Annotated in this window: 13 protein-coding genes; all 13 read left to right on the top strand. The window is 71.5% G+C overall.

Going from position 1 to position 14,131, the window contains the following annotated elements:
* Positions 1-93: 93 nt before the first annotated feature.
* The gene (gene pyrR, locus ABD327_RS25125; protein WP_344453315.1) at positions 94-681 is read left to right on the top strand and encodes a bifunctional pyr operon transcriptional regulator/uracil phosphoribosyltransferase PyrR; all 588 of its coding nucleotides are present in this window, start codon (positions 94-96) and stop codon (positions 679-681) included.
* Positions 678-1,622, top strand: coding sequence for an aspartate carbamoyltransferase catalytic subunit (locus ABD327_RS25120; RefSeq protein ID WP_344453312.1), 945 nt, complete (start codon positions 678-680; stop codon positions 1,620-1,622). Before pyrR ends, ABD327_RS25120 begins: the two co-directional genes overlap by 4 nt.
* A gap of 19 nt (positions 1,623-1,641) precedes the next feature.
* The gene (locus ABD327_RS25115; protein ID WP_344453310.1) at positions 1,642-2,946 is read left to right on the top strand and encodes a dihydroorotase; all 1,305 of its coding nucleotides are present in this window, start codon (positions 1,642-1,644) and stop codon (positions 2,944-2,946) included.
* Positions 2,943-4,073, top strand: a complete 1,131-nt coding sequence (gene carA / locus ABD327_RS25110) for a glutamine-hydrolyzing carbamoyl-phosphate synthase small subunit (RefSeq protein ID WP_344453308.1) — start codon at positions 2,943-2,945, stop codon at positions 4,071-4,073. The genes ABD327_RS25115 and carA overlap by 4 nt, the downstream gene beginning before the upstream one ends.
* A complete protein-coding gene (gene carB, locus ABD327_RS25105; protein ID WP_344453306.1) occupies positions 4,073-7,381 on the top strand; it encodes a carbamoyl-phosphate synthase large subunit in 3,309 nt (1,102 codons plus the stop codon). Before carA ends, carB begins: the two co-directional genes overlap by 1 nt.
* A 29-nt stretch (positions 7,382-7,410) precedes the next feature.
* A complete protein-coding gene (locus ABD327_RS25100; RefSeq protein WP_344453557.1) occupies positions 7,411-8,301 on the top strand; it encodes an iron-sulfur cluster-binding protein in 891 nt (296 codons plus the stop codon).
* A gap of 76 nt (positions 8,302-8,377) precedes the next feature.
* The gene (locus ABD327_RS25095) at positions 8,378-9,373 is read left to right on the top strand and encodes a dihydroorotate dehydrogenase (RefSeq protein ID WP_344453555.1); all 996 of its coding nucleotides are present in this window, start codon (positions 8,378-8,380) and stop codon (positions 9,371-9,373) included.
* Complete coding sequence (pyrF, locus tag ABD327_RS25090) at positions 9,370-10,062, top strand: orotidine-5'-phosphate decarboxylase (RefSeq protein WP_344453304.1); 693 nt, start codon at positions 9,370-9,372, stop codon at positions 10,060-10,062. The genes ABD327_RS25095 and pyrF overlap by 4 nt, the downstream gene beginning before the upstream one ends.
* Positions 10,063-10,247: 185 nt before the next feature.
* The gene (mihF, locus tag ABD327_RS25085) at positions 10,248-10,568 is read left to right on the top strand and encodes an integration host factor, actinobacterial type (protein ID WP_344453302.1); all 321 of its coding nucleotides are present in this window, start codon (positions 10,248-10,250) and stop codon (positions 10,566-10,568) included.
* 93 nt (positions 10,569-10,661) lie between these two features.
* A complete protein-coding gene (gene gmk, locus ABD327_RS25080; protein WP_344453300.1) occupies positions 10,662-11,255 on the top strand; it encodes a guanylate kinase in 594 nt (197 codons plus the stop codon).
* Positions 11,256-11,275: 20 nt separating this feature from the next.
* Positions 11,276-11,530 carry a DNA-directed RNA polymerase subunit omega gene (rpoZ, locus tag ABD327_RS25075; RefSeq protein ID WP_344453298.1) on the top strand — a complete coding sequence of 85 codons (255 nt, stop codon included), beginning with the start codon at positions 11,276-11,278 and terminating at the stop codon, positions 11,528-11,530.
* Between the two features lie 11 nt (positions 11,531-11,541).
* A complete protein-coding gene (gene coaBC / locus ABD327_RS25070) occupies positions 11,542-12,756 on the top strand; it encodes a bifunctional phosphopantothenoylcysteine decarboxylase/phosphopantothenate--cysteine ligase CoaBC (protein ID WP_344453296.1) in 1,215 nt (404 codons plus the stop codon).
* 170 nt (positions 12,757-12,926) lie between these two features.
* On the top strand, positions 12,927-14,120 hold the full coding sequence (gene metK, locus ABD327_RS25065; RefSeq protein WP_344453294.1) for a methionine adenosyltransferase: 1,194 nt from the start codon (positions 12,927-12,929) through the stop codon (positions 14,118-14,120).
* Positions 14,121-14,131 lie beyond the last annotated feature (11 nt).

Below are 14,131 nucleotides of genomic sequence, written 5' to 3'. Positions count from 1 at the left end.
GCGGGATGGGACGAGGGGCGAGGCTGATACCGTAAAGATGACATCACGTCCTTTAAGGCCCGTCCCGTGAGGCGGGAAAGGAGGTTGACGGTAATGAGCGCTGCCCGAAATCAGGAAGAACCCCAGCATAAGGCCGTTCTGGAGGCCCCGGAGATCCGCCGGGCCCTCACCCGGATCGCGCACGAGATCCTCGAACGCACCAAGGGCGGATCCGACGTCGTCCTGCTGGGCGTGCAGACGCGGGGCGTGAACCTCGCCCGGATGCTGGCCAGGCGCCTCGAAGAGGTCGAAGGCCTGAAGATCCCCTGCGGATCGCTCGACGTGACCATGTACCGTGACGATCTGCGCATGAAACCCGCCCGCGCCATCGGCCGGACCGAGCTTCCCGCGGACGGCATCGACGACAAGGTCGTGGTGCTCGTCGACGACGTGCTCTTCTCCGGGCGGACGATCCGCGCCGCGCTCGACGCCCTCAACGACCTGGGCAGGCCCCGCGCCGTCCAGCTCGCGGTCCTGGTGGACCGGGGCCACCGCGAACTGCCGATCCGCGCCGACTACGTCGGCAAGAACCTCCCCACCTCGCTGAAGGAGACCGTCAGGGTCCTGCTCGGCGACGTGGACGGGCGTGACGCGGTCCTGCTGGGACCGAAGACGGAATCCAAGGGGGATGACGGCAAGTGAAGCGCCACCTGATCTCCGCGGCCGACCTGTCCAGGGACGACGCGCTCCTGGTCCTGGACACCGCGGAGGAGCTGGCCAGGATCTCCAGCCGCTCGGTCAAGAAGCTGCCGACGCTGCGCGGGCGGACGGTCGTCAACCTCTTCTTCGAGGACTCGACCCGCACCCGCATCTCGTTCGAGGCGGCCGCCAAGCGCCTGTCCGCGGACGTCATCAACTTCTCCGCCAAGGGCTCCAGCGTCTCCAAGGGCGAGTCCCTCAAGGACACCGCCCTCACCCTGGAGGCGATGGGCGCCGACGGCGTCGTCATCCGGCACGGGGCGTCCGGCGCCCCCTACCGGCTGGCCGACTGGGTGAACGGCAACGTGGTCAACGCCGGGGACGGCACCCACGAGCACCCGACCCAGGCCCTGCTGGACGCCTTCACCATGCGCCGCCACCTGGGCGACCTGGCCGGGCGCAAGATCACCATCGTGGGCGACGTGCTGCACAGCCGCGTGGCGCGCTCCAACGTGCTGCTGCTGTCCACGCTGGGCGCCGAGGTCACCCTGGTGGCCCCGCCGACCCTGCTGCCGGTCTCGGTGGACACCTGGCCCTGCCACGTCTCCTACGACCTCGACAGCACGCTGTCCAAGAGCGACGCCGTCATGATGCTGCGCGTCCAGCGCGAGCGCATGAACGCCGCCTACTTCCCCACGGTCCGGGAGTACAGCCGCCGCTACGGCCTGTCGGCCGACCGGTACGCGCACCTGCCCGACCACGCCATCGTCATGCACCCCGGCCCGATGAACCGGGGTGTGGAGATCGCCGCCGAGGTCGCGGACTCCACCCGGTCCACCATCGTCGAGCAGGTCGGCAACGGCGTCAGCGTGCGCATGGCCGTCCTGTACCTGCTGCTGGGCGGATCCGAGCCCGCGATCGGGGGCCCGGCGAGTGAGCAGTGAACGAGAAGCAGAGGACGCAGTGAGCACCTTTCTCATCAAGAACGCCCGGATCCTGGGCGGCGAGCCCCGCGACATCCTGGTCGCCGACGGCCGGATCACCGAGGTCGGCACCGGCCTGGCGGCGGACGGAGCCCAGGTCGTGGACGCCACCGGGCTGATCGCCCTGCCCGGCCTGGTCGACCTGCACACGCACCTGCGCGAGCCGGGCCGCGAGGACAACGAGACGGTCCTCACCGGCACCCGGGCCGCCGCGAAGGGCGGTTTCACCGCGGTCCACGCGATGGCCAACACCACCCCCGTGGCCGACACCGCGGGCGTCGTCGAGCAGGTGTGGCGGCTGGGCCGCGAGCACGGCTACTGCGACGTCCACCCGGTCGGCGCGGTCACCGAGGGCATCGCCGGCAAGAAGCTCGCCGAACTCGGCGCGATGGCGGACTCCGCGGCGGGCGTCCGGGTCTTCTCCGACGACGGCCACTGCGTCTCCGACGCGGTGATCATGCGCCGGGCGCTGGAGTACGTGAAGGCCTTCGACGGCGTCATCGCCCAGCACGCCCAGGAGCCCCGGCTGACCGAGGGCGCCCAGATGAACGAGGGCGAGGTCTCCGACCGGCTCGGCCTGCAGGGCTGGCCGGCCGTCGCCGAGGAGGCGATCATCGCCCGGGACTGCCTGCTCGCCGGGCACGTCGGCTCCCGCCTCCACATCTGCCACGTGTCGACGGCCGGCTCGGTCGAGCTGATCCGCTGGGCCAAGGGCAAGGGCTGGAACATCACCGCGGAGGTCACCCCGCACCACCTCTTCCTCACCGACGCCTGCTGCGAGCGCTCCCCGGCCGGGCGCTCCTACGACCCGATCTACAAGGTGAACCCGCCGCTGCGCACCCAGGCCGACGTGGACGCCGTCCGCGCGGGCCTGGCCGACGGCACCATCGACTGCGTCGCCACCGACCACGCCCCCCACGCCGTGGAGGACAAGGAGACCGAGTGGGCCGACGCCGCCATGGGAATGATCGGCCTGGAGACGGCGTTGTCCGTGGTCCACGCGGCCATGGTCGGCACCGGGCTGCTGGACTGGGCGCAGGTCGCGGACCGCATGTCGGTGAAGCCGGCGGAGATCGGCAGGCTCGAGGGCCAGGGCCGCCCGCTGGAGGCGGGCTCCCCGGCCAACATCACCCTCTACGACCCCGAGTACCGGGCGCAGGTCGACGTGTCGTCCTTCGCCTCCAAGAGCCGGAACACCCCTTACACCGGCCTAGAACTGCCCGGACGGGTGGTCGCCACGTTCCTGCGGGGCCGCCCCACCGTGCTGGAAGGAAAGCTCGTATGACCCAGGCCATGCTCGTCCTGGAGGACGGCCGTGTGTTCCACGGCGAGTCCTTCGGAGCGGAGGGCGAGACCTTCGGGGAGGTCGTCTTCAACACCGGCATGACCGGCTACCAGGAGACGCTCACCGACCCGTCCTACCACCGGCAGATCGTCGCGATGACCGCGCCGCACATCGGCAACACCGGGGTCAACGACCTCGACCCCGAGTCCGGCCGCATCCAGGTCGCCGGCTACGTGGTGCGCCAGCCCGCGCGGGTGGCGTCCAACTGGCGCGCCCAGCGCTCCCTCGACTCCGAGCTCAAGGCCCAGGGCGTGGTCGGCATCGCGATGCCCGGCACCCGCGCCCTCACCCGCCACCTGCGCGACCGGGGCGCGATGCGCGCCGGCATCTCCTCGGTGGAGACCGACCCGCGCGCCCTGCTGTCCCGGGTGCTGGTCAGCCCCGGCATGGCCGGCTCGGACCTGGCCGCCGAGGTGGCCACCAAGGAGCCGTACACCGTCGCCGCCCGCGGCGAGACCCGCTTCCGGGTCGCGGCCGTCGACCTCGGCATCAAGACGATGACGCCCTACCGGCTGTCCGAGCGCGGCTGCGAGGTGACGGTCCTGCCCGCCACCGTGACCGCCGAGCAGATCCTGGCGCTCGGCCCCGACGGCGTGTTCTTCTCCAACGGCCCCGGCGACCCGGCCACGGCCGACGGCCCGGTCGCCGCGATGCGCGGCGTCCTGTCCGCGGGCAAGCCGGTCTTCGGCATCTGCTTCGGCAACCAGATCTTCGGCCGGGCCCTGGGCCTGGGCACCTACAAGCTGCGCTTCGGCCACCGCGGGGTGAACCAGCCGGTGCAGGACCGCCGCACCGGGCAGGTCGAGATCTCCGCGCACAACCACGGGTTCGCCGTGGACGCGCCCCTGGACGGGCCGTTCGACACGCCGTTCGGGCGGGCCGAGGTCTCGCACGTCAACCTCAACGACGGCTGCGTCGAGGGCCTGCGGCTGCTGGACCGCCCGGCCTTCTCCGTCCAGTACCACCCCGAGGCCGCTGCCGGGCCGCACGACTCCACCGGGTTGTTCGACCAGTTCTGCGCCCTCATGCAGCATCACCGTTCCAACGAACACGGGGAAGGTGCCTGATGCCCAGGCGCGAGGATCTGAAGTCCGTACTCATCATCGGCTCCGGGCCGATCGTCATCGGCCAGGCCTGCGAGTTCGACTACTCCGGGACCCAGGCCTGCCGGGTGCTCAAGGCCGAGGGCCTGCGGGTCATCCTGGTCAACAGCAACCCGGCGACCATCATGACCGACCCGGAGTTCGCCGACGCCACCTACGTCGAGCCGATCACCCCGGACGTCGTCGAGAAGATCATCGCCAAGGAGCGGCCGGACGCGCTGCTGCCCACCCTGGGCGGCCAGACCGCGCTGAACTGCGCGGTCGCGCTGCACGAGGCCGGCGTCCTGGAGCGGTACGACGTCGAGCTGATCGGCGCGAACTTCGACGCGATCCAGCGCGGTGAGAACCGCGAGATCTTCAAGGGGATCGTCGAGGAGCTCGGCGCCGAGGTGGCGCGCAGCTTCATCTGCCACACCATGGACGAGGTGCTGGCGGCCACCGGTCAGCTCGGCTACCCGGTCGTCGTCCGGCCGTCGTTCACGATGGGCGGCCTCGGCTCCGGCTTCGCCCACGACGAGGCCGAGCTGCGCCAGATCGCCGGCGCGGGCCTGGCGGCGTCCCCGACCAGCGAGGTGCTCCTGGAGGAGTCCATCCTCGGCTGGAAGGAGTACGAGCTGGAGCTGATGCGCGACAAGAACGACAACGTCGTGGTCGTCTGCTCCATCGAGAACCTCGACCCGATGGGCGTGCACACCGGCGACTCCATCACCGTCGCCCCGGCGATGACGCTCACCGACCGCGAGTACCAGCACATGCGGGACGTCGCGATCGCCGTCATCCGCAAGGTCGGCGTGGACACCGGCGGCTGCAACATCCAGTTCGCGGTGCACCCGTCCACCGGGCGCATGATCGTCATCGAGATGAACCCGCGGGTCTCCCGCTCCTCGGCGCTGGCCTCCAAGGCCACCGGCTTCCCGATCGCCAAGATCGCGGCCCGGCTGGCGGTCGGCTACACCCTGGACGAGATCCCCAACGACATCACCAAGGTCACCCCGGCGTCGTTCGAGCCGACCCTCGACTACGTCGTGGTCAAGGTGCCGCGGTTCGCGTTCGAGAAGTTCCCCGGCGCCGACCCCACGCTGACCACCCACATGAAGTCGGTCGGCGAGGCCATGGCGATCGGCCGGTCCTTCCCCGAGGCGCTGCAGAAGGCGCTGCGCTCGCTGGAGCAGAAGGGCGCCTCCTTCTCCTGGGAGACCCCGCCGGCGCTGGAGGAGCTGCTCGAGCGCATCCGCGTCCCGCACGACGGGCGGCTGCACGAGGTCCAGCAGGCGCTGCTGGCGGGCGCGACCATCGCGCAGGTCTACTCGATCACCGGCATCGACCCCTGGTTCCTCGACCAGATCGTCGCCATCAACGAGATCGCCGCCGACGTCCGGCTCTCGGAGGACGCGCTGACCGCGCGCAAGCTGCTCGCCGCCAAGCGGCACGGCTTCTCCGACGCCCAGATCGGGCAGCTGCGCGGCCTGTCGGAGGAGGTCGTCCGGGAGGTCCGGCACGCGCTGGGCGTGCGCCCCGTCTACCTGACGGTCGACACCTGCGCCGCCGAGTTCGCCGCCCAGACCCCGTACATGTACTCCTCCTACGACGAGGAGACCGAGGTGCCGGTCGGCACCAAACCCAAGGTGCTCATCCTGGGCTCGGGACCTAATCGCATTGGCCAGGGCGTGGAGTTCGACTACTCCTGCGTCCACGCCTCCTTCACGCTGTCGGAGGCGGGCTACGAGACCGTCATGGTCAACTGCAACCCCGAGACGGTCTCCACCGACTACGACACCTCCGACCGGCTGTACTTCGAGCCGCTCACCCTGGAGGACGTGCTGGAGGTCGTGCACGCCGAGCAGCGCACCGGCGTGGTCGCGGGCGTGATCGTCCAGCTCGGCGGGCAGACCCCGCTGGGCCTGGCGCAGCGGCTCAAGGACGCGGGCGTGCCGATCGTCGGCACCTCGCCCGAGAGCATCCACCTCGCCGAGGACCGCGGCGCGTTCGGCCACGTGCTGGCCCAGGCGGACCTGCCCGCGCCCAAGCACGGCACCGCGACCTCCGCCGAGGAGGCCGTGAAGATCGCCAACGAGATCGGCTACCCGGTGCTGGTCCGCCCGTCCTACGTGCTGGGCGGCCGCGGCATGGAGATCGTCTACGACGACGCCAGCCTGGTGACGTACATGTCGACCGCCACGGAGGTCAGTCACGACCGGCCGGTGCTGGTCGACCGCTTCCTCGACGAGGCCATCGAGATCGACGTCGACGCCCTCTACGACGGCACCGAGCTCTACCTCGGCGGCGTCATGGAGCACATCGAGGAGGCCGGCATCCACTCCGGCGACTCGGCGTGCGCGCTGCCGCCGATCACGCTGGGCCGCGAGGACATCAAGCGGATCCGCGAGTCGACGCTGCGCCTGGCGCGCGGCATCGGCGTGCGGGGCCTGATGAACGTGCAGTACGCGCTGTCCGCGGGCGTCCTGTACGTCCTGGAGGCCAACCCCCGCGCCTCCCGCACCGTGCCGTTCGTGTCCAAGGCGACGGCCGTGCCGCTGGCCAAGGCCGCCGCGCGGGTCATGATGGGCGCCACGGTCGCGCAGCTGCGCGCCGAGGGCGTGCTGCCCCCCTCCGGGGACGGCGGGACGCTGCCGCTGGACGCGCCGATCGCGGTCAAGGAGGCGGTGCTGCCCTTCAACCGGTTCCGCAACGCCCAGGGCCAGGGAGTCGACACCGTCCTGGGCCCGGAGATGCGCTCGACCGGCGAGGTCATGGGCATCGACGAGGTCTTCGGCACCGCCTACTCCAAGTCCCAGGCCGCCGCCTACGGGCCGCTGCCGACCAAGGGCAGGGTGTTCGTCTCGGTCGCCAACCGCGACAAGCGCCACATGATCTTCCCGGTGAAGCGCCTGGCCGACCTGGGCTTCGAGATCCTGGCCACCTCGGGCACCGCCGAGGTGCTGCGCCGCAACGGCGTTCATGCCAAGGTGGTCCGCAAGCACAGCGACGGGCCCGGCCCGGACGGCGAACCGACGGTCGTGCGGCGCGTCCTCGACGGGGAAGTGGATCTCATCGTCAATACTCCGTTCGGTGGCCCCGGTCAGCCCGGGCCCCGGCTGGACGGCTACGAGATCCGCACCGCGGCCGTGGTGCGGGGCATCCCCTGCGTCACGACGGTGCAGGGACTCGCCGCCGCGGTCCAGGGGATCGAGGCCGTCACCCGCGGAGACATCGGGGTGCGCTCGCTCCAGGAGCACGCCGGCCGCCTGCGCGGCGGCTGGGACCCGCAGTAGGGACGACAGCGACAGAGAGGTAGGCCGCCATCTCCGCCGAGGGACCGGTCCAGTCACCCGGCACCGTGCTCACGGTCCGGCAGGTGGCGGCCTATCACGCGATGACCCTGGTGGCCCCCGCGGTCGCCGAGAAGTTCCGTCCCGGCCAGTTCGTGGCCCTGGCGGTGGGCGGGGAGCACACCTCGCTCCTGGCCCGCCGCTGCTTCCCCGTCTACGAGGTGAAGTCCGACTACGGCGGCACGGTGGAGTTCGTCTTCGAGGTGAACGACCCGGGCACCGAGTGGCTGGCCTCGCGCCGCTCCCGGGACGGGCTCGACGTCATCGGCCCGCTGGGGCGGCCGTTCCCGCTGCCCCGCGATCCGGCGTCCTGCCTGCTGGTGGGCGGGGCGCACGGATCGTCCGGCCTGTTCTCCCTGGCCGACGCGCTGCGCAGGCGCGACTGCCAGGTGCACTTCGTCCTCGGCGCGCCCCGCGCCCACGAGGTCTTCGGCGCCCGCAGCGCCCAGCGCATCGGCGACAGCGCCACCGTGGTGACCCGCGACGGCTCGCTGGGCGCCTCGGGCACCATCCCGGACGTGCTGCCGCGGATCATGGAGGAGACGGGGTCCGACGTCGTGTACGCGGCGGGCCCCACCGCCCTGCTGAGCTCGGTCGGCTCGGTCTGCGCCGCGATGGGCGTGCCCTGCCAGGTGAGCATGGGCGAGTGGCTGGCGCGGACGGCCGCCTGCGGGATCGGCGTCTGCCAGTCGTGCGTGCTGCCGGTGATCGGCGACGACGGGCACACCCGCATGGTCAGGGCCTGCGCCGAGGGGCCGGTGCTGCGCGGTGAGCGCGTGCGCTGGGCGGACCTGGGGACCATCCCCCTGGACGCCCTGGGAGGGCCCCGCGCGCCCCTGACGGCGCCGGAGCCCGCCTCTTGAGACCGGAGCCCCCCTTCTTCCCGCCTCCGGCCCGCCGGCCGCGTCGGAGGCCCGCCCGCCCGTGCGACGACGGAGGATCGCCTTGGACCTGAGTACGCGGATCGGCGCGGTCACCCTGCCGAGCCCGGTGCTGACCGCCTCCGGCTGCGGGGGCAGCGGGCGGGAGCTGGCGCAGTTCACCGACCTGGCGCGGCTCGGGGCGTTCGTCACCTGCTCGGTGATGATGCAGCCGAGGGCGGGCCGGCCCACCCCGCGCATCGCCGAGACGCCCAGCGGCGTCCTGAACGCGATGGGCCTGCCGGGTCCGGGCGTCGACTCCTTCCTGGCACGGGACCTTCCCTGGCTTTCCGGACAGGACGTCAGGACGGTCGTCTCGGTCGCCGGCAACACCCCGGGCGAGTTCGGGGAGGTGGCCAGGCGGCTGGCGGACTCCCCGCTGGCGTCGGCGATCACCGGGGTCGAGGTGAACGTGGCGTGCCCCAATGCCGAGGACCGGGGACGCATGTTCGCGGCCTCTCCTTCCGCCGCCGCGGCGGTGGTGCGGGTGGTTCGCGGTGCAATTCATCGAGATACTCCGGTATTGGCGAAGCTTTCGCCTGATGTAACCGATATCGGGACAATTGCCCTTGCGTGCGCGGACGCGGGTGTCACCGGACTCTCCCTCATCAACACGATGTCCGGTCTGGCCATTGATCCGCACACATTGCGCCCCGCTCTCACCGGGGTTTCGGGCGGCCTTTCCGGACCCGCCCTCCGGCCCGTCGCGCTGCGCTGCGTCTACCAGGTCCACGCCGCCCTTCCGGAAATGCCGATCGTCGGCGGCGGGGGAGTGGCGACCGGCCGGGACGCCCTGGAATTCATCGTGGCGGGCGCCAGCGCCGTCTCGGTGGGCACCACCCTGCTGCACGACCCCTCGGCCCCCCAAAGGATCTTGAGGGAGCTGGAGGACGCCCTGAGCGCCCACGGCATCGCCCGGCTCGCCGACGCGGTGGGGCTGGCGCACCGCGCGGCCGCCGCGGTCCCCCCGCAGATCGTGCGCGCCCTCGAAGAACCGATCAAGGAGCTGAAATGACCCCCGCACCCGTCGCGGTCGCGCTGGACACCGACGACCTGGCCGTCGCCGCCCGCTGGGCCGGGCAGGTGGGCCCGCACGTCAGCACCCTCAAGGTGGGGCTGGAGCTCTACCTCCGGTACGGGCCCGCGGCGGTGGAGGAGATCCGCGCGGCGGGCGGCGGGCGGATCTTCCTGGACCTGAAGCTGCACGACATCCCCGCCACCGTCGGCGCCGCGGCCGGGGCCGTCTCCGGGCTCGCCCCGCACTACCTGACCGTGCACGCCTCCGGCGGCGCCGACATGGTCAAGGCGGCGGTCGCCGCGGCCCCCGACGTGAAGATCACCGCGGTCACCGTCCTCACCTCGATGGGCGAGCCCGACCTCGCCGCCGTCGGGCTCACCGGGCCCGCGCTGGACGCCGCGCGCAGGCTCGCCGCGCTGGCCGTCGGCGCCGGCGCGCGCGCCCTGGTCTGCTCGCCCCGCGAGGTCGCCGCGATCCGGGCGGAGGTGGGCCCCGGCATCGACCTCATCACCCCCGGAGTGCGCCCGCGCGGCGCCGCCGCGGACGACCAGACCCGGATCGCGACCCCCCGCGAGGCCCTCGACGCGGGGGCCGACCTGCTCGTGATCGGACGCCCCGTCACCCGCGCCGCGGACCCCGCCGCGGCCGCCGCGGAGATCGCTTCGGCACTGCGCGGACGGGTCTGAAGAAAGTCCAGGCAGCCGGGTTTTCGGGGCCCTTTGGTGGACACAGGGTGATCTTGTGATTACAGATAGAGAATTTCGTGAATTTCTGGCCAGATAAACGGCCGATCACGTTGCTTTATCGGGGGGTAAGTCGCTAGTTTCCGGGGCGTCCGACTCCGTCGAGTGGAAAACACGAGGTGACCGGCGTGGCCCTTCCGCCCCTTACCCCCGAACAGCGTGCCGCGGCCCTGGAAAAGGCCGCACTGGCCCGCCGTGAGCGCGCCGAGGTCAAGAACAAGCTCAAGCACGGGGGAACTTCTCTCACCGAGGTCCTCAAAGCGGGCCAGACCGATGACATCGTCGGAAAGATGAAGGTCTCCGCTCTGCTGGAATCACTTCCCGGCGTGGGCAAGGTTCGTGCCAAGCAGATCATGGAGCGCCTCGGCATCGCCGAGTCCCGCCGAGTGCGGGGCCTGGGCGCGAACCAGCGCGCTTCTCTGGAGCGCGAGTTCGGCGGCGGCCGCTAGTCGGCGAGTCCGCCGGCGACCGTCCCGTCCGGCGGGGTCAGGGGATAGGTCCTGACCCGGCCGGACGGTCCACCGTGATAAACCTGAACCGCGATGGACACCACTGAATCCGCGGCCTCCGCGACCTCCCAGTCCTCGGCCCGCCGGCTCACGGTCCTGTCCGGGCCCTCCGGCGTCGGCAAGAGCACCGTCGTCGCCCGGCTCCGCGAGTCCCACCCCGAGGTGTGGCTCTCGGTCTCCGTGACGACCCGCAGGCCCCGGCCCGGAGAGACAGACGGGGTCCAGTACTTCTTCACCGACGACGAGGGCTTCGACCGCCTGGTCGCCTCCGGCGAGCTGCTGGAGTGGGCGGAGTTCGCGGGCAACCGCTACGGCACGCCGCGCCGCCCCGTCGAAGAACGGCTGGCCGCCGGAGTCCCCACCCTGCTGGAGATCGACCTCCAGGGGGCCAGGCAGGTCCGGGAGAGCATGCCCGAGGCGCTGCTGGTCTTCCTCGCCCCGCCCAGCTGGGACGAACTGGTGCGCAGGCTCACCGGCCGCGGCACCGAGCCGCCGGACGTGATCGAGCGCCGGCTGGAGGCCGCCAGGGTCGAACTGGCCGCCGAGAAGGAGTTCGATCTCACTCTCGTCAACCACTCCGTCCAGGGCGTCTGCGATGAACTGCTAGCCTTGTTGGCTGACCATTGAGGACTCTGAAAGGCGTCAGTGTGGCAGCCAACAGCGAAGGCATCACCAACCCGTCTATCGACGAGCTCCTGGAGGTCGTCGACACCAAGTACGGCCTGGTGAGCATCGCGGCCAAGCGGGCCCGGCAGATCAACGCCTACTACGCCCAGCTCGGCGAAGGCCTGCTGGAGTACGTCGGGCCGCTGGTGGAGACCCAGGTCCAGGAGAAGCCGCTCTCCATCGCGCTGCGCGAGGTGCGCGAGGGGCTCCTGCACACCGAGCCCGTCGAGGGCTGAGCCCCCCGGCCTTGGACGAGCAGCGGAAGAAGCAGGACGGCCCGAGGGTCGTCCTGGGAGTCGGCGCGGGCATCGCCTCCTACAAGGTGTGCGAGCTGCTGCGTCGGCTCACCGAGTCCGGGCACTCCGTGAAGGTCGTGCCCACCGCGGACGCGCTGCGCTTCGTGGGGGAGCCGACCTGGGCGGCCCTTTCCGGGCAGCCCGTCGCGACCTCCGTCTGGGAGGGCGTCTCGGAGGTCCCGCACGTGCGCATCGGGCAGCGGGCCGACCTGGTGTTCGTCGCGCCCGCCACCGCCGACCTCCTGGCCAAGGCCGCCCACGGCCTGGCCGACGACCTGCTGACCAACACGCTCCTCACCGCCCGGTGCCCGGTGGTGTTCGCGCCGGCCATGCACACCGAGATGTGGGACCACCCCGCCACCCAGGCCAACGTGGCGACGCTGCGCGAGCGCGGCAACATCGTCGTCACGCCCGCCTCCGGACGGCTCACCGGCGCGGACACCGGGCCCGGACGGCTGCCCGAGGCCGCCGAACTGTTCGAGGTGGCCGTGCGCGTCCTGGCCGGGGCGCCGCAGGACCTCGCCGGACGACACGTCGTCGTCTCCGCCGGAGGGACCCGCGAGCCCATCGACCCGGTGCGCTTCATCGGCAACCGCTCGTCCGGGATCCAGGGGTACGCGCTGGCCAAGGTCGCGGCGGCCCGGGGGGCGAAGGTCACCCTGGTGGCCGCCAACACCTCCCTGCCCGACCCGGCGGGAGCCGCCGTCGTGCGGGTCGGCTCGGCGCTGGAGATGCGCACCGCCGTCCTGGAGGCCGCGGCCTCGGCCGACGCGGTGGTGATGGCGGCGGCCGTCGCCGACTTCCGGCCCGTGACGTCCGCCACATCCAAGATCAAGAAACGGGAGGGCGAGGACACCCTGCCGATCGAGCTGGTGAAGAACCCCGACATCCTGGCCGAGCTCGTCCTGCGGCGCACGCCCGGGCAGGTCATCGCCGGATTCGCGGCCGAGACCGACGACGTGCTGGAGCACGGGCGGGCCAAGCTGGCGCGCAAGGGGTGCGACCTGCTCGTCGTCAACCAGGTCGGGGAGGACCTCACCTTCGGGGCCCCCGACAACGCGGGGGTGGTGCTGTCCGCTTCCGGACCCGAACGCGAGATCCCGCGCGGGAGCAAGGAGGCGCTGGCCGCCGTCGTCTGGGACGAGATCGCGGCCCTGCTGGGCTGAACCCCGCACGCACGGGCCTTCGGCGTGGCCTGGGCCATACCGATCTTCCCCGATAGGACTAGACTGCCTTCGGCTCGGCCGGGTACGCGTTTCGTGAGAACCGGTCCGTCCCGAGTACCGCAAACCATCTGCTACTGGTGAGTCAGCAGCCGCTGCAAGGAGTTCACGTAGTGTCCCGTCGCCTCTTCACCTCTGAATCGGTCACCGAGGGCCACCCGGACAAGATCGCGGACCAGATCAGTGACGCGATCCTCGATTCCATGCTCAAGGACGACCCGAAGAGCCGGGTCGCGGTCGAGACCATGATCACCACCGGCCAGGTGCACGTGGCCGGCGAGGTCACCACCGAGACCTACGTGGACATCCCCGGCGTCATCCGGGAGAAGATCCTCGAGATCGGCTACGACTCCTCGGCCAAGGGCTTCGACGGGCACTCCTGCGGCGTGTCGGTGTCCATCGGCGCCCAGTCCCCCGACATCGCCCAGGGCGTCGACGACGCCTACGAGTCCCGCGAGGGCGAGGCCGGCGACGACCTCGACCGCCAGGGAGCCGGCGACCAGGGCCTGATGTTCGGGTACGCCACCAACGAGACCCCGCAGCTCATGCCGCTGCCGATCACCATCGCGCACCGGCTGGCCCAGCGCCTGTCCCAGGTCCGCAAGGAGGGCCAGGTCGCCTACCTGCGCCCGGACGGCAAGACCCAGGTCACCATCGAGTACGACGGCGCCAGGGCCGTCCGCCTCGACACCGTCGTGGTCTCCTCCCAGCACGCCCCGGACATCTCCCTCAAGGAGCTGCTGACCCCGGACATCAAGGAGCTGGTGGTCGACCCGGTGCTCGCGGAGTTCGAGCTCGACACCACCGACTACCGGCTGCTGGTCAACCCGACCGGCCGCTTCGAGATCGGCGGCCCGATGGGCGACGCCGGCCTGACCGGACGCAAGATCATCGTCGACACCTACGGCGGCTACGCCCGCCACGGCGGCGGCGCCTTCTCCGGCAAGGACCCGTCCAAGGTCGACCGCTCCGCCGCCTACGCCATGCGCTGGGTCGCCAAGAACATCGTCGCGGCCGGCCTCGCCGACCGCGCCGAGGTCCAGGTCGCCTACGCCATCGGCAAGGCCCAGCCCGTCGGCGTCTTCGTCGAGGGCTTCGGCACCGAGAAGGTCGACATCGAGAAGCTCCAGGCGGCCGTCCTGGAGGTCTTCGACCTGCGCCCGGCCGCGATCGTCCGCGACCTCGACCTGCTGCGTCCGATCTACTCCCAGACCGCCGCCTACGGCCACTTCGGCCGCGAGCTGCCCGACTTCTCCTGGGAGCGCACCGACCGCGCCGACGCCCTGCGCGCCGCCGCCGGCCTGTAGTCCCCGCACCA

Source organism: Actinocorallia aurantiaca (assembly GCF_039533685.1).
In the GTDB taxonomy this organism is placed as follows: Bacteria; Actinomycetota; Actinomycetes; order Streptosporangiales; family Streptosporangiaceae; genus Actinocorallia; species Actinocorallia aurantiaca.
The sequence above is the reverse complement of the archived record's forward strand: the minus strand, read 5'-3'. Positions and strand labels throughout refer to the sequence as shown.